Genomic DNA, 19,103 nt, shown 5'->3' on the forward strand with positions numbered 1-19,103 from the left:
CTGCGTCAGGGCTTGGGCTGAGCCGCCAGGATCGCGGTGTGCTCGGCGCAGCCCTTCAGCGTCTCGCCGTCGATCCACACCTCGGCATAGAACCGGTAGACGCGGTCCGACATGCCGTCGGTGCAGACGCCCGGCGTCAGGCGCACGACCACCCGGCCCTTGCCTTCCTCGACGCCGTTTGAATCCCACACGCCCTGCTGGCCGTCGATCCGCACGCCGGGATTGGCGTTGCTGACCTCGGGCGCGTCGGGACGGGTCAGGGCGACGCTGGCGGCGCGGATCTTCACCGCCCAGAACGGCTCTGTGCCAATCACGTCGATATCGCCGGCATAGTCAGGCGTCCTGGCCGAGGCCGGGGCGTCGGCCGGCGGCGCGGGCTCTTCCGAAGCGCTCATCGACGCCTCGCCGCAGGCGGCCAGGGTCAGAAGCAGGATCGACAAGGCGGCTGTGCGAAGCATGGCGGCGGCTATTCCCTGTTGCCCGACGAGGCTAGTCTCACACGACATGACTCGAAAAGCCTCTCCCGCCTTCCTTGAATTCTTCGCCGGCGGCGGCATGGCCCGCATCGGCCTGGGAGACAGCTGGACCTGCGCCTTCGCCAATGATTTCGACCCGCTGAAGGCGGCCGCCTATCGCGCCAATTTCCCCGACGCCGGCGCTTCCAACGGGGATGGGCACTTTCATCAGGGCGACGTCTGGGCCATCGAGGCCGACACCCTGCCGGACGCCGATCTGGCCTGGGCCTCCAGCCCCTGCCAGGACTTCAGCCTGGCCGGAGCCCGCGCGGGCCTCACAGGCGGGCGCTCCTCGGCCTTTTTCGGCTTCTGGAAGCTGATGCAGGCGTTGAAGGCCGCCGGACGCGGGCCCGACACCATCGTCGTCGAGAACGTGGTGGGCCTGCTGACCTCGCACGAGGGCCGCGACTTCACCGCCCTGTGCCAGGCCCTGGCCGATGAAGGCTATCGCTTCGGGGCGCTGGAGATCGACGCGGCGCGGTTCACCCCGCAATCGCGGCCGCGCGTCTTCGTGATCGCCACCCGCAAGCCGGTCGACGCCCTGGCCGGGCCCAGCCCGTTCCACAGTCGCGCGGTCAAGGCCGCCCAGGCGCGGCTGCCCGACGCTCTGCAGGCGAACTGGATCTGGTGGGGCCTGGACGCGCCGCCGGCCCGCAACACCGATCTGGCCGCCCTGCTGGAGCCCGACGACGCCGTCACCTGGAACACGCCCGACAGGACCCAGGCCCTGCTGGCCCTGATGGCCCCGGCCCATCGCGCCGCCGTCGAGGCCCATGTGCAGCGCGGCCAGCGCGCGGTCGGGGCGGTGTTCAAGCGCATGCGAGACGGCCAGCAGCGGGCCGAAGCCCGGTTCGATGGCCTGGCCGGCTGCCTGCGCACGCCGCGCGGCGGCTCGTCGCGCCAGACCCTGCTGGTGATCGACAGAGGCGAGGTCCGCTCGCGCCTGATCAGCCCGCGCGAAGGCGCCCGCCTGATGGGCCTGCCCGAGACCTACGTCCTGCCCGGCAGCCAGACGGCCGGTCTGCACGTGATCGGCGACGGCGTGGCCCCGCCGGTGGTGCGCTGGCTGGCGGCGCGCCTGCTGGAACCCCTCACCGATAGCAAATCTGCAAGCCTTGCCGCCGAATGACCCGCTGACAGGCTAAAACCCACGCCGTAAGGTGACTTTTGACCCGCCAACCTTTCGCGAGATCCCACCATGGCCGATGGCGCCCCCGCCTATGATGCCGCCCGCTACAAGCGTTCCGGGCGCGGCAAGATCTATGACTCGATCCTCGACACCATCGGCGACACCCCGCTGATCCGGCTGCCGCGCCTGTCGGCGCAGATCCAGCCCAAGGGCGAGGTCGTGGCCAAGCTGGAGTTCTTCAATCCGCTAGCCTCGGTCAAGGACCGCATCGGCGTGTCGCTGATCGAATCCCTGGAAGCCCAGGGCGTTCTGACCCCCGGCGACACCATCGTCGAGCCGACCAGCGGCAATACCGGCATTGCGCTGGCCTTCGTGGCCGCCGCCAAGGGCTACAAGCTGATCCTGGTCATGCCCGAAAGCATGTCGATCGAGCGCCGCAAGATGCTGCTGCTGCTGGGCGCCAAGCTGGAGCTGACCCCGGCCGAGAAGGGCATGCGCGGCGCCGTCGCCCGCGCCCAGGAGATCATCGAGGCCACCCCCGGCGCGGTGATGCCCCAGCAGTTCGAGAATGCCGCCAACCCGCTGATCCACCGTGTCTCGACGGCAGAAGAGATCTGGAACGACACCGCCGGCGCCGTCGACGCCGTGGTCTCGGGCGTCGGCACCGGCGGCACCATCTCGGGCATCGGCCAGGTGCTGAAGGCCCGCAAGGCCTCGCTGAAGATGGTCGCCGTCGAGCCGGAAGCCTCGGCCGTGCTGTCGGGCGGCGCGCCCGGTCCGCACAAGATCCAGGGCATCGGCGCCGGCTTCGTGCCGGGCATCCTGGATCGCGGGGTGATCGACGAGATCGTCCAGGTCAGCAATGACGACGCCTTCGCCATGGCCCGCCGTTCGGCCGCCGTCGAGGGCCTGCCGGTCGGGATCAGCTCGGGCGCGGCCCTGACCGCCGCCTTCGACCTGGCCCTGCGCGACGACTACGCCGGCAAGCTGATCGTGGCCATCATCCCCAGCTTCGCCGAACGCTACCTGTCCACGGCGCTGTTCGACGGACTGTAGCTGAGCCCCGGTGACCGACGTCTATGACCGGGCCAAGCGCTCCGCCGTCATGGCGCGCGTCAAGAGCCAGGACACCGGCCCCGAGCGGCTGCTGCGCAAGACGCTGACAGCGCTCGGGGCCCGCTATCGCCTGCATCGCAAGGACCTGCCCGGCAAGCCCGACCTGGTGATGCCGGGCAGGAAGCTGGCTTTCTTCGTTCACGGCTGCTTCTGGCACGGCCATGACTGCGCGCGGGGGTCGCGCGTGCCCAAGGCCAACCGCGACTACTGGCTGGCCAAGGTGGCGCGCAACCGGGCGCGCGACGCCGCCGCCGCCCAAGCCCTGACAGCGGCCGGCTGGCGGGTCGAGACGATCTGGGAATGCGAGATGAAGGACGCCGGAGCGCTGAAGGCCCGCCTGGCGCAAACCCTGGATCAGGCCGCGACGCGGACGCCGCCGACCAGCACCTGGGTGAGCGCCGTATAGAGCTCGATCGGATCGATCGGCTTGGCGACGTGAGCGTTCATGCCGGCGGCCAGACAGGCCTCCCAGTCCTTGGGCGTGGCCGAGGCCGTGACGGCAACCACCGGAGTGTCTTGATTGGGGCCCGCGCCGGCCCGCAAGATGCGGGTGGCTTCGCGACCGTCCATGCCCGGCATGTAGACATCCATCAGCACCGCGTCGAACACCTTGGCTCCCAGCAGTTCAAGGGCCTGCTCGCCGGACTCGGCCAGGGTGGCCTCGATGCCGAAGGGCTGCAGCACCAGTTCGATGGCCCGGCGGTTGACCACGTGATCGTCGACCACCAGCACCCGCGCGCCGGCGATGGACGGACCGCCGTCTTCGGCCTTCGGCGCCTCGGCGGCCCCGACGGTCAGGGTCAGAGTGAAGGTCGCGCCCTGCCCTTCCACGCTGCTGACGGCCAGATCGCCGCCCATCAGCCGGGCCAGTTCACGGCTGATCACCAGCCCCAGTCCCGAGCCGCCATGCTGGCGAACCACATTGGTGCTCAGCTGCTCGAACGGTGTGAACAACCGCGACAGATTGGCCGGGGAAATCCCGGAACCGGTGTCGGCGATGGTGATCGTCAGGCGCTGCTCGACGCCGTCTTCCCGACTGTTGAACCGCACCGAGATCACGCCCCGGTCCGTAAACTTGATGGCGTTGGAGAGCAGGTTATTGAGCACCTGGCGCAGCCGCAGCGCGTCGCCCGCCACCCATCTGGGCAGGGTTGCGGCGCCTTCGATCCTGAGGCGAAGGCCCTTCTTGGCCAATTCGGGCCGCCATAGTCGCAGGGCGCCGGCCAGGGTCTGGCGCAGGTTGAACGGCGTCTTCTCGACGGCCATGCGGCCGACATCCAGGCGCGAGAAGTCCAGCAGGTCGTTGAGCAGGGCCCGCATCAGGCCGCCGGCGTCCGAGATCAGCTGGGCGTGGATCTTGGAACTGGCCTCGGGGACCTCGCTGTGAAGGCGCGCCGCCCCGGCCAGGATGGCGCTGATCGGGGTGCGAAGTTCATGGCTGATCATGGCCACGAAGGCCGACTTGGCGGCCACGGCCTCCTCCGCCTCATGTCGACGCAGCTCGGCCTCTTCCTTGGCGTCGGCCTCGGCCTTCAGGGCCGCATTGAGCGTGCGGCTGGCCACGGTGACCGACGCGATCAGCAGCAGGGCGCCCACCCACAGGGCGTTGGCGAGCGGCGCGTCCGGATTGGCCGCCCGGGCCACTATCGGCGCGGCCAGCAGATACAACACATGGGGTCCAGCGGCCCAAAGGGTCGCTGACTTCTGGCCGGCATTGACGACAATGACGTTGAGCAGCGCGCCGGCCAGCAGCATGCCGCCCAGGGTGGGGGCGAACCGCTGGTGCGAGGCGAAGAGCGGAAGGGCCAAGAAGCCGAAAATGGCCGCCGTGAGGAAGGGCAAGGCCGCCAGCAACAGCCACCGCCAGCGCGCGGGCCGAACCTCGGGGTTGGCCAGGACCTCACGGGTAGTCCAGAACTCGAGCGTCAGCGCCGCCAGATAGAGCCCGGCCCAGATCCACACCCACTGCATATCGATGAAGACATACAGGATGACCGAAATGGTCAGCGTGGCGAACAGGCGCAGATAGAGGTTGGCGCGTCGCGAGCTTGCGGCGCGCGCCAAGTCACTCTGCGGTTCGCTCACCCCCATCGACGCCTCGTCCCCCCCGGCTTGACGCATACGTAGTGCCACCGGCCAGCTTCAGCGCCGAAACCTGAGATGACGCGAAGCACCAGCATCCCGTCAATGGTCGAGTTGTCGGCGTTTCCGTGGGGCAGCCGCAATTTTCGTGGCGAACCCGGCCTTCACGGGATTCACCAGAGGCAAATTCTACCCTAGCGGCGCGTGGCGCGCCAGTACCCGTTGATCAGGGGCGGGGTCCAAACACGCGCTCGAGATCCGCCTCTTCAACGCCGTCGATCTCAAGCCGCTTGAGACGCGCGGTCGCGCCCGCCGCCAGCCGGACGGCGGATTTGGGAAGGCGCAGGCTCTTGGCGACAAAGGCGATCAGGGCGGCGTTGGCCTCGCCCTCGACCGGGGCGCTGGTCACGCGCACCTTCAGATAGGGCCGGCCGTCAGCGTCCACGGCCCAGCCGTCTGCGCCGTCACGCCCGCCGCGCGGCGTCAGGCGGACGGCCAGCAGCATGGATCAGCCCAGCAGGCCGATCAGCGCAAACTTCAGTGACGGCAACAGGATGTCTTTGACGCCGGTGATCAGCAACAGGACGATGATCGCGCTGACATCCACCCCGCCCAGCGGCGGAATGATCCTCTGGAACGGCCGCAGCACCGGGCCGGTCACCCGGTCCAGGAATGTGCTGATCTGATAGACGGCGCTGTTGCGCAGATTGATCACATCGAACGCCACCAGCCAGCTGAGAACCGCCGAGATGATGATGGCCCACCAGAGCAGGCTGAGCAGCGCGGAAGCGATGAAGAAGACAAAGGTGATAATGGCGGCCATGGGTTTCCCGTCCGAGACTCCCGCTTCTTGCCGCGCCTTGCCCCCGCTGGCAAGCCAAGCTGCATTGCCCCGCTTGACGCAGGCTCCGCCCCGCCCTATTCCCGCGCTTCCTTGGGGCCGTAGCTCAGTTGGTAGAGCGCGTCGTTCGCAATGACGAGGTCAGGGGTTCGATTCCCCTCGGCTCCACCAAGGACCTCTCTGAAAAGACCCTTCCGGCGCCTCCCGGGGCCGGATGACGGCAACCCGGCGGGTTGGCGCCTTCGGTGGAATTTTGGGGTCTGGTCGCCGCCTCGCGCCTCCGGCGGGGGCCCCCGGCGCTCTGCCGGCGGATGCTCAACGATCACGACGCCGCCACCCGGGCCGAACTATTCGACGAAGACCCCGCGCCCCCGGCGCAAGGCTAATCCACCTTCCGCCCTCGCAAGACATTTTCATGCCCCGCCACCCGTCCTCAGCGTCATACTGACGCAGGCCAGGCCCCAGGAGGTGCGCGACAACTCGTCGCGGGCTTCCGCACGGGTCAGTTAACGGGATGTCCGCCGCCGCGCGCCATCCTCACCAAGCGTTCGACAGACTTTCGACGCGCTGGAGCCGTCAGATGCACGCACAGTTCAGGACCAGCGTTCGCCGGCGCCGTCGCGCCCTGGGGATCGGCTCCGTGGCCGCCGCATCTATGCTTGGCGCATCCAGCCTGGCCCTGGCAGACGAGGCCCAATCGCCCGCTCTTGACCTGAGCATAGGCTATACCGCCGGCGTCACAGGCGTGATCGACGGCGGAATTTCGAGGCGCGGCCGCTTTCTCGACAATCTCGAGCTGGGCCTCGATCTGGATCTGGACAAGGCTGTCGGCTGGGCCGGCGGATCGGCCCATCTGCTGGTGCTCAACAACAGCGGCGGCATACCCAATGACGACGCAGGGACGGCCCAGGGCGTCGACAATATCGAGGTCTCGCGCGCCCGCACCCGCCTGTTCGAGGCCTGGGTGCAGCAGAGCTTCGCCGCCGACAGCGCCTCGGTGCGGATCGGCCTCTACGACCTCAACAGCGAATTCTACGCCAATGACAGCGCCGGACTGCTGATCGCCCCGGCCTTCGGCATCGGCTCGGAACTGGCCGCAACCGGCCCCAACGGCCCGTCGATCTTTCCCTCCACCGCCCTGGCCGTCCGCCTGAAATGGGCGCCGCGCGAGGATCTCTACGTCCAGGCCGCCGCGCTGAACGCCGAGGCCGGCGTGCTGGGTGACCCCGACGGGATCGACACCTCGTTCGATAGCGGCGCCCTGCTGATCGCCGAGGCGGGCTGGGCCGGCTCAAGCAAACTGGCCATCGGCGCCTGGCGCTATACCCGCGAGCAGGACGACATCCGCGACCTGGACGCCGCCGGCGACCCGGCGCGCCGCAACGCCCACGGCGTCTATCTGCTGGCCGAGCATCCGCTCCACGCGCGAACCGAAGGCCCGCGTCGCGGCGTCGCCTTCGCGCGCCTGGGCCTGTCAGACGGCGCCACCACCGACTTCTCGGGGGGCTGGCAGGCCGGGATCCTGATCCAGCAGGTCTTTGCAGGTCGCCCCGACAGCGCCCTGTCGTTCGGCGCCAACCAGGCCTGGTTCAGCGACAGGAGCCGCGCCAACGCCCTCGACGCCGGCACGTCCCTGCGCCGCTCTGAAGCGGCCCTGGAACTGACCTATGCCGATACGGTCGGCCCAATCACCCTGCAGCCCGACCTGCAATATGTGTTCAACCCGGCCGGCGACGCGAGCATCGGCCACGCGGTCATCGCGGCCCTGCGGATCAGCGTCGGGTTCTAGATCAAAGCGACAACCGCCCTCGCGATCTTGAATGTAAGGCATTTTTCCCTTACATTTTGGGTCAGGGAGACGCGACATGAATACGCTCACCGTCACCAGCAAGGGTCAGGTCACCCTTCGCAAGGGATTGCTCGACCACCTGGGCATTGGCCCCGGCGACAAGATCACACTGAGCAAGCTGCCCGACGGGCGGATTGAGGTGAGGGCCGCGAAACCTGCCGGCAACATCGCCGATGCGTTCGACTTCCTGAAGCGCCATGGCGGGCCATCCCTCTCCATCGAGGAGATGAACGCCATCGCCTCCCGCGGCTGGGCCGGCAAAAGGTGAAGATCACCGCCGACACCAACATCCTCGTCCGGGCCATCACCGGAGACGATCCGCAGCAAAGCCCTCGGGCCCAGGTCGAACTGGCCAATGCAGGGCTTGTCGCCCTGACCCTGCCCGCTCTGTGCGAACTGGTGTGGGTGCTGTCCAGGGGCTATCGGGTCCCCGCGTCAGACATCGGCGAAGCCATCCAGCGGCTGATGAACGGCGCCAATGTCGTCGTCGACCGTCCGGCAGTGGAGGCTGGCCTGACCGTGCTCAGGGCCGGCGGCGATTTTGCCGATGGCGTCATCGCCCATGAGGGCGGCTGGCTGGGCGCCGAGACCTTCGTGTCGTTCGACGACCAGGCCGTGAGGTTGCTGGACGCCCAGGGCCTGAGCGCGCGCCTCCCCGCGTGAGGCGGAATTTCGCGGGCTGAAACGGTCCCGATGCAAAGCGGGCCCGCCGTGGATGCGGCGAGCCCGTTTGGTCGAACCTCTATCGGAAGCGTTGAATCAGAACTCTTCCCACTCTTCCTTGACCGCAACGGCGGCCGAGCTGCGGCCCGGACGGACGGCGGTCTGCGGACGGGCGCGCGGCGGCGGCGCGGCGCGGTTTTCCGCCTGGGCCGCGCCACCGGCGGACACCTTGAACCGGCCCACCAGATTGGCGAGTTCGCTGGCCTCGCCCTTCAGGGCGTGGGTGGCGGCTGTGGCCTGCTCGACCATGGCCGCGTTCTGCTGAACCACCTGGTCCATCTGGTTCACGGCCTGATTGACCTCGTGCAGTCCCGTGGACTGCTCGGTGGCCGAGGCGGCGATCTCATTGACCAAGGCGTCGATCGAGGCGACCTGGGTGACGATGCGCTGCAGGGCCTCGCCCGTCTGGCCCACCAGGCTGACGCCCGTGCCGACCTGCTGGGTCGAGGTCGAGATCAGGACCTTGATCTCCTTGGCCGCGTCGGCCGAGCGCTGGGCGAGCGCCCGCACTTCCTGCGCCACGACCGCGAAGCCGCGACCCGCCTCACCCGCGCGAGCGGCTTCGACGCCGGCGTTCAGGGCCAGAAGGTTGGTCTGGAAAGCGATCTCGTCGATCACCCCGATGATGTTGCCGACCTTCTGCGAGGACCCCTCGATCTCGGTCATGGCGGCGACGGCCCGGCTGACGATCTCGCCCGAGCGCTGGGCGTCGGTGCGGGCGTTGGCCACCACCTCCGAGGCTTCCTTGGCGCCCGAGGCCGTCCGGCGGACCGTAGCGGTGATCTCGTCGAGGGCGGCGGCGGTTTCTTCCAGGCTGGCGGCCTGCTGCTCGGTGCGGCGCGACAGGTCATCAGAAGCCCGGGCAATCTCGTCCGCGCCGGCGCTGACGCCGCCGGTGGTGGCGGTGATCGCCTTCATGGCGTCCAGCACCCGTTCGGCGGCGGTGTTGAAATTGCTCTTCAGGCTCTCGGCCTTGGGCGAGAACGGTATCGTGATGCGGTGCGTCAGATCGCCCGAGGCCAGGCGATCCAGGGCCTCATTGAGGGCGGCGAAATTGGCCGCGTCGCTGCGGGCCACCTCGCTCTTCTCGTCCTCGTTGGCGGCGCGCTCGGTCTCGACGGCCTGGCGCTGATGGGCGGCGTCGGCCTCGATGCGGATCTTCTCGAGCGCGGCCTCCTTGAAGTGGCTGACGGCGGCGGCCATCTGGCCGATCTCGTCCTTGCGGCCGGCGGCCGGCACGGCCACCGAATGGTCGCCCGAGGCCAGGCGGCGCATCGCGCCGGTCATGGCGGCGACCGGGCCGGCGATGCCGCTGGTCAACAGCAGGCCGCTGGCCAGGGCGATGGCGGTGGTGACCAGGATGCCGATGGCCAGGGTCAGGGTCGAGGCGGTCGAGGCCTTCTTCTGGGCGGCCGCTTCGGCGGCGACCACGGCCTCGGAGTCGTCGACGATGGCCTGGATGGCGTTCTCGACCGGCTCGACGGCCTTGTCGGCGACGCCGTCATGCTTGACCAGATCGATGGCCTGCGGGCGGGTCAGGGGATCGCGGCCCAGGCTCAAGGCGGGCTCAATGGCCTGCGAGCGATAGTCGGCATAGGCGGCGTCAACGGCGGCGATGCGCGCCAGATCGGCCTCGTCGCCCTTGTTCAGCTCGCGCAGCTTGTCCAGCGCCGCTAGGAACTTGGGCTTGTGGGCCTCTTCTAGACGCTGGACGTAATACTCATCGCCCGACAGCAGGAAGCCCCGCAGCGAGTTTTCCTGTCGGGTCAGGCGGAAGGCTGCGGTGTCGGCGGCGCGCAACGACTGATAGGCCCGCTCGGTCCGCTCGACGGAACTGGTCAGGCTCAGCTTGTTGGCGTAGAGCGCTGCGCCCATCAGCATGATCGTGACCAGCATGACGGAAAACACCGTCATCAGCTTTTGCGGAATTCTCAGATCGCCGAACGACACAGCCAACTCCCGGATTGTGTGAGGGCGCCGTAAAGCCATAGAAATTACAGGGATTTAAGCCTGAATCCAGGGCAAGCGCCGAGCCTAGCCTTGCCCTGCAATCCGTTTCCACGGCATTAACGCTGCCGCAGCGTAATGTCGCACATCGGGCAGGTCAGCCGCTTTTTTGATCAGTGGGCCTCATCCCAGTTGAGCGCCGCGCGGGCTTCAACTGTCAGAGGCACGGAAATGGCCACCGCCGGCTCGGCGGCGCCTTCCATCACCCGACGCGCCACGGCGCAGGTCGCTTCGGCCTCGCCTTCGGGGGCTTCGAAGACCAGTTCATCGTGCACCTGCAGCAGCACCCTGGATGACAGGCCGGCCTCGACCAGGGCGCCCGGCATGCGGATCATCGCCCGGCGCATGACATCAGCCGCCGCGCCCTGGATCGGCGCATTGATCGCCGCACGCTCGGAGAACTGCCGCTGAGCCGCCGACTTGGCGTGGATGTCGGGGATGTTGATCTTGCGGCCGAAGATCGTGGTCACATAGCCATGCTCGCGCACGAAGGCCTTGGTGGCGTCCATATAGGCCTGGATGCCGGGGAAGCGCTCGAAATAGGTCTTGATATAGGCCCCGGCCTCGCCCTGGCCGATGCCCAGCTGGTTGGCCAGGCCGAACGCCGAGATGCCATAGACGATGCCGAAATTGATCGCCTTGGCCCGGCGGCGCACCTCGCTGGGCATGCCCTCGATCGGCACGCCGAACATTTCCGAGGCGGTCATGGCGTGGATGTCGAGGCCCTCCTGGAAGGCCTTTTTCAGCTGGGGGATGTCGCCGATATGGGCCAGCAGGCGCAGCTCGATCTGGCTGTAGTCGGCGCTGATCAGCAGTTTGCCCGGCGCGGCCACGAAGGCCTTGCGGATCTTGCGGCCCTCCTCGGTGCGGATCGGGATGTTCTGCAGGTTGGGATCCGACGACGACAGCCGTCCCGTCGTGGTCGCCGCCAGGGCGTAGGAGGTGTGGATGCGGTTCTCGCTGCCCGGCGCGATCGCCGCGATCAGGTTGTCGGTATAGGTGCCCTTGAGCTTGGACAGCTGGCGCCAGTCCAGCAGCACCCGCGGCAGCTCGTGCTCCAGGGCCAGGCTTTCCAGCACATCGCTGTCGGTCGACCACTGGCCGGTGGCGGTCTTCTTGCCGCCCTTCAGGGCCATCTCGCCAAACAGCACCTCGCCCACCTGTTTGGGGCTGCCCAGATTGAACGGATGGCCGACCAGTTTCTGGGCCTGGGCCTCGAACTCGGCCATGCGCATCGAGAACTCGTTGGACAGCCGGCGCAGGGTCTCGGGATCGACCCGGATGCCGTCGTTCTCCATCGCCGCCAGCACCGGCGGCAACGGACGCTCCAGCGTCTCATAGACCGTCAGCAGGCCCTTGGCGGCCAGTTGGGGCTTGAGGATGTTGTAGAGCCGCAGGGTGACGTCGGCGTCCTCGGCGGCATAGGCCGTGGCCTCAACCAGGCCCACATGCTTGAAGCTGATCTGGGCCTTGCCCGTGCCCGCCACCGACTTGAACGGGATCGGCTTGTGGCCCAGCCACAGCTCTGAAAGCTCGTCCATGCCGTGGCCGTGCAGTCCGGCCTCCAGCACATAGCTGATCAGCATGGTGTCATCGATCGGTCCGACCTGGACGCCGTAGCGCGACAGCACGGCGATATCGTACTTGCCGTTCTGGGCCACCTTCAGCACCGCCGGGTCTTCCAGCATCGGCCGCAACACGGCGATCGCCTGATCCAGCGGGATCTGCTCCAGACTGGCGGCGGTCTCGAAGGCCAGGCCCTCGGCCTTTTCCTCGTGGGCCAGCGGGATGTAGCAGGCCTCGCCCGGCGCCAGGGCCAGGGACACGCCGACCAGACCGGCGGTGGCCGAACCCAGGGCGTCGGTCTCGGTGTCGAAGGCGACAATGCCCTTGGCCGTGGCCCGGTCGACCCAGGCCTGCAGGGTGGCCAGGTCGCGCACGCAGACATAGGCGCTGGTGTCGATGGCCACAGGATCGCTGGCTGGAGCCGCCGCCGCCCGGGCTGCGGCTCCAGCATAGGACACGGTCGCCACCGGGGCGCCGGACGCGGCGCCCGGCCCTCGTTCACCCGGCGGGCGATCCAGGGTGCGCGGCGCGGCGGCGGCGCTGCCGTCCCCGACCCGGCGGGCCAGACTGCGGAACTCCATCGCCTCGAGGAAGGCCTGCAGAACCGCCTTGTCGGGCTCGCGCAGGGTCAGGTCAGCGATCGGTTCGGGCAGGGGCGTGTCGCAGTCCAGCTGCACCAGCTGGCGCGACAGGCGGATCTGGTCGGCGAAGTCGATCAGGGTCTCGCGGCGCTTGGGCTGCTTGATCTCGCCGGCCCGCGCCAGCAGGGTGTCGAGGTCGCCATATTCATTGATCAGTTGGGCGGCGGTCTTGATGCCGATGCCAGGAGCGCCGGGCACATTGTCGACGCTGTCGCCGCACAGGGCCTGAACATCGACCACCTTGTCGGGATAGACGCCGAACTTCTCGAACACCTGCTCGCGGTCGATACGCAGGCCCTTCATCGGGTCAAACATCGAGACGCCGTCGCCGACCAGCTGCATCAGGTCCTTGTCGGACGACACGATTACCGCCTCGCCGCCCATTTCGCGCACCCGGCAGGCATAGGCGGCGATCAGGTCATCGGCCTCATAGCCGGGCAGTTCGATGGCCGGCACGCCAAACGCCAGGGTCGCCTCGCGGACCAGCGGAAACTGCGGGATCAGGTCCTCGGGCGGCGGCGGGCGATGGGCCTTGTACTTGTCATAGAGCTTGTTGCGGAAGGTCTTTTCCGAGTGGTCCCAGATCACCGCCAGGTGGGTGGGCGTATCGCCCTGCATGTCGCGCAACAGCTTCCACAGCATGTTGCAGAAACCCTGCACCGCGCCCACCGGCAGGCCGTCGCTCTTGCGGGTCAGGGGCGGCAGGGCGTGATAGGCGCGGAACAGATAGGCCGAGCCGTCGACCAGGAACAGCCGCACGGCGGGGCCGTCTGCGGGCATGGTCGGGGCGGTAGCAGAATCGGCGGGCGCAGCGGTGTCGGTCATGGCCGGACCATAGGCTGGCGACCGGGCGGCGGGAAGACTTGGCGGGGGGTGGGAGGCCCTCCAATAGATCACCGTCATTCCCGCCCTTGTGGCGGGAACCCCTGTTTCAGCGGACACGTGAAGCGCCAGCGAAGTGCGCGCGCACTTCGCCCCTCCCGCACTTGCGGCGGTACGAGGGGTTCCCGCCACAAGGGCGGGAATGACGGGAGGTAGGGGATAGGGGACGCTCAATCCCCGCCTTTTCCAAAAAAGATGCGAGCCTGATCAATCGCTTGTAAAATAATCGATCGCGCCAATCCTCGGCGCTCAAACCTCCCGCATAATCACAGCTGTCCCTGTCGCAGGGGGAGGCGCCTGGATCCGGCCCAACAGCGGCGATGGGGATGGAGCTGAGCGGGGCCGCGCGGTCACGCGGCGAGGACGAAGGTGGTCTGTTCGTTGGATAGATCCGGGACCACCGGAGGGCTCGTCGGAGGAACAGCGCGGAGCAACAGGGCGAGGGATCGTAAACCCGCCTATCGCGCATCGTCGGGGGTCGAGACGGTTAGCCGATCGACCTTGGTGCGCGCCCGTACGGGGGCTCTTGGGTATCAGAGCTGAAAGACGCTCGCTTGGCCCAATCCTCACGCAAGAACAGCTTCTGCGAAGCGGACAGGTCGAGCCGAAACGCACAAACACACATCACGGTCATCCGGGTTCGCCCCGGCCGCTTCGCGCCTCCCCAACCCACTCAGTGGCCGATGCCGCGTGAGGCTGAGAGCCCGTGTCCGCCAGACTTGCCCCCTACGGGTCGCTTCGCGACCGTCTTCCCCCGGAGGGGGAAGATGAACCGCGCCGACCTCATCTTCCCCCTCCGGGGGAGGACGACCTGCGCAGCAGGTCAGGAGGGGGCGAGTGACGATCCATCCAACCCAGGAGAACACCCCATGCCCAAGTCCAAGCCACCCCGCAGCCGCTATCGCCCGCTTCGCCGCGTCAACAAGACGACCGAACGCGCGATGACGATGTATGACCGGCTGGAAGAGGTCACCGAACAGCTGCATCGGCAGATCGCGCCCTTTCTCGACCAGATCCCGGCGCGCGAGCGGACGCTGATGCTGACCCTGCTGGCCGACAATCGCGCCCAGATCGCCGGCGGCCGGGCCGACATTCTGCAGCCCAGCGCCACGCCCGTGCTGGACGAGCTGATCCGGCAGGACACCGAGCGTCGGCGGCGCGCGGCAAGCCGCTCATTGACTCCCCCGCCCCCGCCCGTATTTTCCGCCCGTTCGCGTGACTGGCGTTGAAGGTGGGCGACCACCGGGGAGCGTGAACCTCATCCGCCGCGCGCCTGGGCTCCCTTACCGTCTTGTTTCACCAGACCCGGAGTCCCGCCGTGCCCGCCGCCCCCGACTATCCGTCCGCCCCCGATCTCGTCATCCCCAAACGCGCCCTGCTGTCGGTCTCCGACAAGACCGGCCTGGTCGAGGCGGCGAAGGTCCTGCACGAGGCCGGCGTCGAGCTGGTCTCGACCGGCGGCACCAAGGCGGCCATCGCCGCGGCCGGCCTGCCGGTCAAGGACGTGTCGGACCTGACGGGCTTTCCCGAAATGATGGACGGCCGGGTCAAGACCCTGCACCCCATCGTGCATGGCGGGCTGCTGGGCGTGCGCGACGCCCCCGAACACGCCCAGGCCATGGCCGACCACGGCATCGGCGGCATCGATATCCTGTATGTGAACCTCTATCCGTTCGAGGCCACGGTCGCCAAGGGCGGGTCCTACGCCGAGTGCGTCGAGAACATCGACATCGGCGGCCCGGCCATGATCCGCTCGGCGGCCAAGAACCACGGCTATGTGGCGGTCTGCACCGACCCGGCCGACCTTGGCGAAGTGCTCGACGCCCTGAAGGCCGGCGGCACCACCCTGGCTCTTCGCCAGACCCTTGCGGCCCGCGCCTATGCCCGCACGGCGGCCTATGACGCGGCGATCTCGGCCTGGTTCGCCCAAGCCCTCGGCCAAGACTTCCCGGCCCGCAAGGCGATCGCCGGCGAGCTGCGCCAGGTGATGCGCTATGGCGAGAACCCGCACCAGAAGGCGGCCTTCTATGCCTTCCCGAGCCCCCGCGTCGGCGTGGCCACGGCCACCCAGCTGCAGGGCAAGGAGCTCAGCTACAACAACATCAACGACACCGACGCCGCCTTTGAGCTGATCGCCGAGTTCGATCCGGCCCAGGGTCCGGCCGTGGCGATCATCAAGCACGCCAACCCCTGCGGCGTGGCGGTGGGCGGCTCGCAGCGGCAAGCCTATGAGCGGGCCCTGGCCTGCGACCCGACCTCGGCCTTCGGCGGCATCGTCGCCGTCAATTCGCGCCTGACCCGCGAGGCCGCCCTGCAGATGGTCGAGATCTTCACCGAGGTGGTGATCGCCCCAGAAGCCGACGACGACGCCATCGCCGTGTTCGCGGCCAAGAAGAACCTGCGCCTGCTGGTGACCGGCGGCCTGCCCGACGCGCTGTCGACCGGCGATACGTTCAAGAGCGTGGCCGGCGGCTTCCTGGTGCAGTCGCGGGATGACGCGCGGATCACCGCTTCGGATCTGAAGATCGTGACCAAGCGCCAGCCGACCGACACCGAGGTCCGCGACATGCTGTTCGCCTTCACCGTCGGCAAGCACGTCAAGTCCAACGCCATCGTCTATGCCCGCGACGGCCAGACCCTGGGCGTGGGCGCCGGCCAGATGAACCGCAAGGACAGCGCCCGGATCGCGGCCCTGCGCGCCGCCGATTTCGGCCTCGACCTGCAGGGCTGCGCCTGCGCCTCGGAAGCCTTCTTCCCGTTCGCGGATGGCCTGATCCAGGCCGCCGAAGCCGGGGCCACGGCGATCATCCAGCCGGGCGGCTCGATGCGCGACGGCGAGGTGATCGAGGCCGCCGACCGGCTGGGCCTGACCATGGCCTTCACCGGCGTTCGGGTGTTCAGGCACTAGGATCCGGATGATGCAAAGCGCCACCTGGGGAACCAGGGTCATCGAGCACTCGCAGGTGTTCAAGCCTGACGGGCCCGGCCCTTTCCCGGTGGCGCTGATCCTGCACGGCTGCGGCGGCAAGACGCCGTTCCTGGAAGCCTATGCCCAGACGGCGGTCGAGGCGGGCTATGCCGCGATCGTCGTCGACTCGCTGAAGCCGCGCGGCATGTCGACCCTGGACGCCAAGCTGACGGTCTGCACCGGCGTGCGGCTGCATGGGCTGAAACGCGCCGCCGACCTGTTCGGGGTGATGGCCTGGCTGGAGGACCAGTCCTGGGCCGATCACGAGCGGATCTTCCTGGCCGGCTGGAGCCACGGCGGCTGGACGATCATGGACGGCTACGCGATCGGGGCCAATGCGGCCAGGGTTACGGGTCTGGTCGACGCCGATCCGGCCCGGCTGCGGGCCCGGGTCAGGGGCGCCCTGCTGGTCTATCCGTTCGCCGGCTATCCCGCCCTGACCACGCGCCACGGCTGGGGCGCCGGCGGCCCCCGGGTGTTTTCGGTGCTGGCCGGTCGCGACCAGGTGGTGGGCTGGAAGGCGCCCCAGCGCGCGCTGCAGCGGCTCACTCAGGACGGGCTGAGCGTCGACACCGTTTTTCACGCCGACGCCACCCACGCCTTCGACGACGACAAGGCCAATGACCCGCGCGCCAAGTACCGTCCGGACCTTCTGGCCCAGACGCGGGACTATTTCGGGCGGGCCCTGACGGAGACCCTGACCGACTAGACGCTCGCCGGGGCGGTCGATGCGCCGGCAAGGCGCCAGTTCAGGGTCTCACCGGCATGAAACGGCACCAGGCTCTCCGATCCCGGCGTCATTTTTTCGGGAACCGGACACGATTGAAGCTCCAGAACAATGACGCCCTCGTTGAGCGGCAGACCATAGAAGCGTGGGCCGTTTTCAGACGCAAAGGCTTCGAGATGGTCCAGCGCCCCCTCCTCGTCGAAGGTCTTGGCATAGCTTTCCATGGCAAAGGGCGCATTGAACACGCCCGCGCAGCCGCACGAGGATTCCTTGTCGCCAACGGCGTGCGGCGCAGAATCTGTGCCCAGGAAGAACTTGGCGGAACCGGACGTCGCCGCTCGGCGCAAGGCCAGCCTGTGGGTCTCGCGCTTGGCGACCGGCAGGCAATAGAAGTGGGGCCGGATCCCGCCATCGAACATGGCGTTGCGATTGATCGCCAGGTGGTGCGGCGTGATCGTCGCCGCCAGATTGGGGCCGCCGGCCTCCACGAACGACACGGCGTCGGCCGTCGTGATGTGCTCGAACACCACCTTGAGCGCCGGGAAATCCGCGATCAGCTTGGCGAGAATGCGCTCGATGAAGACGGCCTCACGGTCGAAGATATCGACCTCGCGATCGGTCACCTCGCCATGGATCAGCAGGGGCATGCCGATCCGCTGCATGACCTCCAGCACAGGCTGGATGTTGCGGATGTCGGTGACGCCATGGGCCGAATTGGTGGTGGCGTTCGCGGGGTAGAGCTTGCAGGCTGTGAAGACGCCTTCTGCAAAGCCGCGCTCGACTTCGCCTGCGTCGATGGTGTCGGTGAGATAGCAGGTCATCAGCGGCTCGAAGGCCAGGCCCGGCTCAACGGCGGCGAGGATGCGGTCGCGATAGCCCTTGGCGGCCGCGACCGTCGTGACCGGCGGACGGAGATTGGGCATGACGATAGCCCTTGCGAACTGCCTGGCCGTGAAATTGACGACGGAAGACAGCATGTCGCCGTCACGAAGGTGGACATGCCAGTCGTCGGGTCGGCGAAGGGTCAGGCGGCGCTGCGCCACGGGGTGGGAGCCGGCTTCGGTCACAGGCCTGTCTGGGATCGTCATTCATCGGCTCCTTGGCAGGCGTGGCTGGCGTCAGGACGCAGCGGTATTGGGCTTCGCGCTCTCATATCGCGTCAGCAAGTCCGCGAGCAATGCGTTTGGGAACCGACGGTTCTGAATGATGGCGTAGAAACTTTCCGTGAGCTGCGGGATCCGGCAGTGCTCGACCAGCACGCCGGATTCCAGCTCGTCACGAACGACGATCGGCGGCACCAGCGTCACGCCTTCGCGCTCGCGGGCCAGCAGGCGCAGCATCGCCATATCGTCGACTTCGGCCAGGATGATCGGCCGGATGCCCGCCAGATCGAGCAGAAGGTCGAACCCGACCCGGATGTCGCTGTCGAGGCTTGGCAGCAGAATGGGCTCGCTGCGCAGATCCTCCGGGAAGCGGAAGGGTGGCTTGCCGGGCCTGGGCCGGCCCACCAGGCTGACGGGCTGTTGGTTGAGCAGGTGATTGCGAAAGGGCGCGCGGGCGTCGCGCTGAGCGGCGCTGTTGGACAGAACCACGTCGATGGCGTGCGCTTCGAGCTGGGCGAGCAGGTCGCGTGTCGTGCCGGACCGCACGATCAACTCCACATCCGCGCGGCCGACCAGAGGGCGCAGGAACTCAAGCTGGAAGTTGCGCGACAGGGTCGTCAGCGCGCCGACCCTCAGTACCTGGGCGCTTGCGAGAGGCCGCCCTTCAAGGGTGCTCATCAACTCGTCCCCGGCCTGGAACACGGTGTCCGCATAGTCCAGCGAGATCTGACCCGCCTCGGTCAGGACGAGCCGCTTGCCGACACGCTCGAACAGGGCGTGCCCCATCTGGTGTTCGAGTTTCTGGATCTGCACCGAGAGCGCCGACTGCGACAGATTCAGGCGCTGGGCCGCTCGGGTGAGGCTGCCTTCATGCGCGACCGCCCAGAAATAGCGGAGATGGTTGAAGTTCAGGGATCTCATATCGTTCTATAAAACAGAACGATATTGCAGAAA

17 protein-coding genes, 1 tRNA gene and 1 riboswitch are annotated in these 19,103 nt (G+C 67.9%); of the genes, 10 read left to right on the top strand and 8 right to left on the bottom strand.

All coding sequences use genetic code 11. From position 1 onward, the window contains the following. Positions 1 to 5 precede the first annotated feature (5 nt). Positions 6 to 458, bottom strand: a complete 453-nt coding sequence (locus ACN2C7_RS19305; RefSeq protein ID WP_419319088.1) for a COG3650 family protein — start codon at positions 456 to 458, stop codon at positions 6 to 8. Between the two features lie 46 nt (positions 459 to 504). Between ACN2C7_RS19305 and ACN2C7_RS19310 the strand changes: the two genes are divergently transcribed. From ACN2C7_RS19310 to ACN2C7_RS19320, 3 genes are all read left to right on the top strand, one after another. Beyond that, positions 505 to 1,644: a DNA cytosine methyltransferase gene (locus ACN2C7_RS19310; protein WP_419319089.1), complete on the top strand. Its 1,140-nt coding sequence runs from the start codon at positions 505 to 507 to the stop codon at positions 1,642 to 1,644. Between the two features lie 69 nt (positions 1,645 to 1,713). Then, positions 1,714 to 2,700 (top strand): cysteine synthase A, encoded by a 987-nt coding sequence (cysK, locus tag ACN2C7_RS19315; RefSeq protein WP_419319090.1) that lies wholly within the window; start codon positions 1,714 to 1,716, stop codon positions 2,698 to 2,700. Between the two features lie 10 nt (positions 2,701 to 2,710). Then, a complete protein-coding gene (locus ACN2C7_RS19320; protein ID WP_419319091.1) occupies positions 2,711 to 3,166 on the top strand; it encodes a very short patch repair endonuclease in 456 nt (151 codons plus the stop codon). Here ACN2C7_RS19320 and ACN2C7_RS19325 read toward each other — a convergent pair. The 3 genes from ACN2C7_RS19325 to ACN2C7_RS19335 all read right to left on the bottom strand — a co-directional run bounded on the left by ACN2C7_RS19325 (position 3,115) and on the right by ACN2C7_RS19335 (position 5,665). Further along, positions 3,115 to 4,851, bottom strand: coding sequence for an ATP-binding protein (locus tag ACN2C7_RS19325; protein ID WP_419319092.1), 1,737 nt, complete (start codon positions 4,849 to 4,851; stop codon positions 3,115 to 3,117). The genes ACN2C7_RS19320 and ACN2C7_RS19325 overlap by 52 nt on opposite strands. Before the next feature lie 217 nt (positions 4,852 to 5,068). Continuing rightward, complete coding sequence (locus ACN2C7_RS19330) at positions 5,069 to 5,347, bottom strand: DUF167 family protein (RefSeq protein ID WP_419253869.1); 279 nt, start codon at positions 5,345 to 5,347, stop codon at positions 5,069 to 5,071. A 3-nt stretch (positions 5,348 to 5,350) separates the two neighbouring features. Beyond that, positions 5,351 to 5,665, bottom strand: coding sequence for a YggT family protein (locus ACN2C7_RS19335; protein WP_419319093.1), 315 nt, complete (start codon positions 5,663 to 5,665; stop codon positions 5,351 to 5,353). A 113-nt stretch (positions 5,666 to 5,778) separates the two neighbouring features. Between ACN2C7_RS19335 and ACN2C7_RS19340 the strand changes: the two genes are divergently transcribed. The 4 genes from ACN2C7_RS19340 (at position 5,779) to ACN2C7_RS19355 (ending at position 8,195) form a co-directional block, all read left to right on the top strand. Then, a tRNA-Ala gene (locus tag ACN2C7_RS19340) sits at positions 5,779 to 5,854 on the top strand. Positions 5,855 to 6,263: 409 nt separating this feature from the next. Next, positions 6,264 to 7,472, top strand: coding sequence for a carbohydrate porin (locus ACN2C7_RS19345; protein ID WP_419319094.1), 1,209 nt, complete (start codon positions 6,264 to 6,266; stop codon positions 7,470 to 7,472). Positions 7,473 to 7,548: 76 nt separating this feature from the next. Beyond that, a complete protein-coding gene (locus tag ACN2C7_RS19350) occupies positions 7,549 to 7,800 on the top strand; it encodes an AbrB/MazE/SpoVT family DNA-binding domain-containing protein (RefSeq protein WP_419319095.1) in 252 nt (83 codons plus the stop codon). After that, a complete protein-coding gene (locus ACN2C7_RS19355; RefSeq protein ID WP_419319096.1) occupies positions 7,797 to 8,195 on the top strand; it encodes a type II toxin-antitoxin system VapC family toxin in 399 nt (132 codons plus the stop codon). Before ACN2C7_RS19350 ends, ACN2C7_RS19355 begins: the two co-directional genes overlap by 4 nt. A 96-nt stretch (positions 8,196 to 8,291) precedes the next feature. On the opposite strand, the gene ACN2C7_RS19360 is transcribed toward ACN2C7_RS19355, so the two are convergent. Next, a complete protein-coding gene (locus ACN2C7_RS19360) occupies positions 8,292 to 10,205 on the bottom strand; it encodes a methyl-accepting chemotaxis protein (RefSeq protein ID WP_419319097.1) in 1,914 nt (637 codons plus the stop codon). Positions 10,206 to 10,375: 170 nt separating this feature from the next. Next, positions 10,376 to 13,294 (bottom strand): DNA polymerase I, encoded by a 2,919-nt coding sequence (gene polA / locus ACN2C7_RS19365; protein WP_419319098.1) that lies wholly within the window; start codon positions 13,292 to 13,294, stop codon positions 10,376 to 10,378. Positions 13,295 to 14,220: 926 nt separating this feature from the next. Between polA and ACN2C7_RS19370 the strand changes: the two genes are divergently transcribed. The 3 genes from ACN2C7_RS19370 to ACN2C7_RS19380 all read left to right on the top strand — a co-directional run bounded on the left by ACN2C7_RS19370 (position 14,221) and on the right by ACN2C7_RS19380 (position 17,028). Continuing rightward, the gene (locus ACN2C7_RS19370) at positions 14,221 to 14,580 is read left to right on the top strand and encodes a hypothetical protein (protein WP_419319099.1); all 360 of its coding nucleotides are present in this window, start codon (positions 14,221 to 14,223) and stop codon (positions 14,578 to 14,580) included. After that, a riboswitch (ZMP/ZTP riboswitch) is annotated at positions 14,557 to 14,637 on the top strand. It overlaps the preceding gene by 24 nt. A 32-nt stretch (positions 14,638 to 14,669) precedes the next feature. Then, positions 14,670 to 16,259, top strand: coding sequence for a bifunctional phosphoribosylaminoimidazolecarboxamide formyltransferase/IMP cyclohydrolase (gene purH, locus ACN2C7_RS19375; RefSeq protein WP_419319100.1), 1,590 nt, complete (start codon positions 14,670 to 14,672; stop codon positions 16,257 to 16,259). Positions 16,260 to 16,269: 10 nt separating this feature from the next. After that, a complete protein-coding gene (locus tag ACN2C7_RS19380; RefSeq protein WP_419319101.1) occupies positions 16,270 to 17,028 on the top strand; it encodes a dienelactone hydrolase family protein in 759 nt (252 codons plus the stop codon). Here ACN2C7_RS19380 and pyrC read toward each other — a convergent pair. Further along, on the bottom strand, positions 17,025 to 18,134 hold the full coding sequence (gene pyrC / locus ACN2C7_RS19385) for a dihydroorotase (protein WP_419319102.1): 1,110 nt from the start codon (positions 18,132 to 18,134) through the stop codon (positions 17,025 to 17,027). The two genes, ACN2C7_RS19380 and pyrC, sit on opposite strands and share 4 nt — an antisense overlap. 30 nt (positions 18,135 to 18,164) lie before the next feature. Further along, entirely contained in the window at positions 18,165 to 19,070 is a 906-nt protein-coding gene (locus tag ACN2C7_RS19390) for a LysR family transcriptional regulator (protein ID WP_419319103.1), read from the bottom strand. Positions 19,071 to 19,103: the final 33 nt, after the last annotated feature.

It is taken from the genome of Caulobacter sp. ErkDOM-E (genome assembly GCF_048541895.1).
In the GTDB taxonomy this organism is placed as follows: Bacteria; Pseudomonadota; Alphaproteobacteria; order Caulobacterales; family Caulobacteraceae; genus Caulobacter.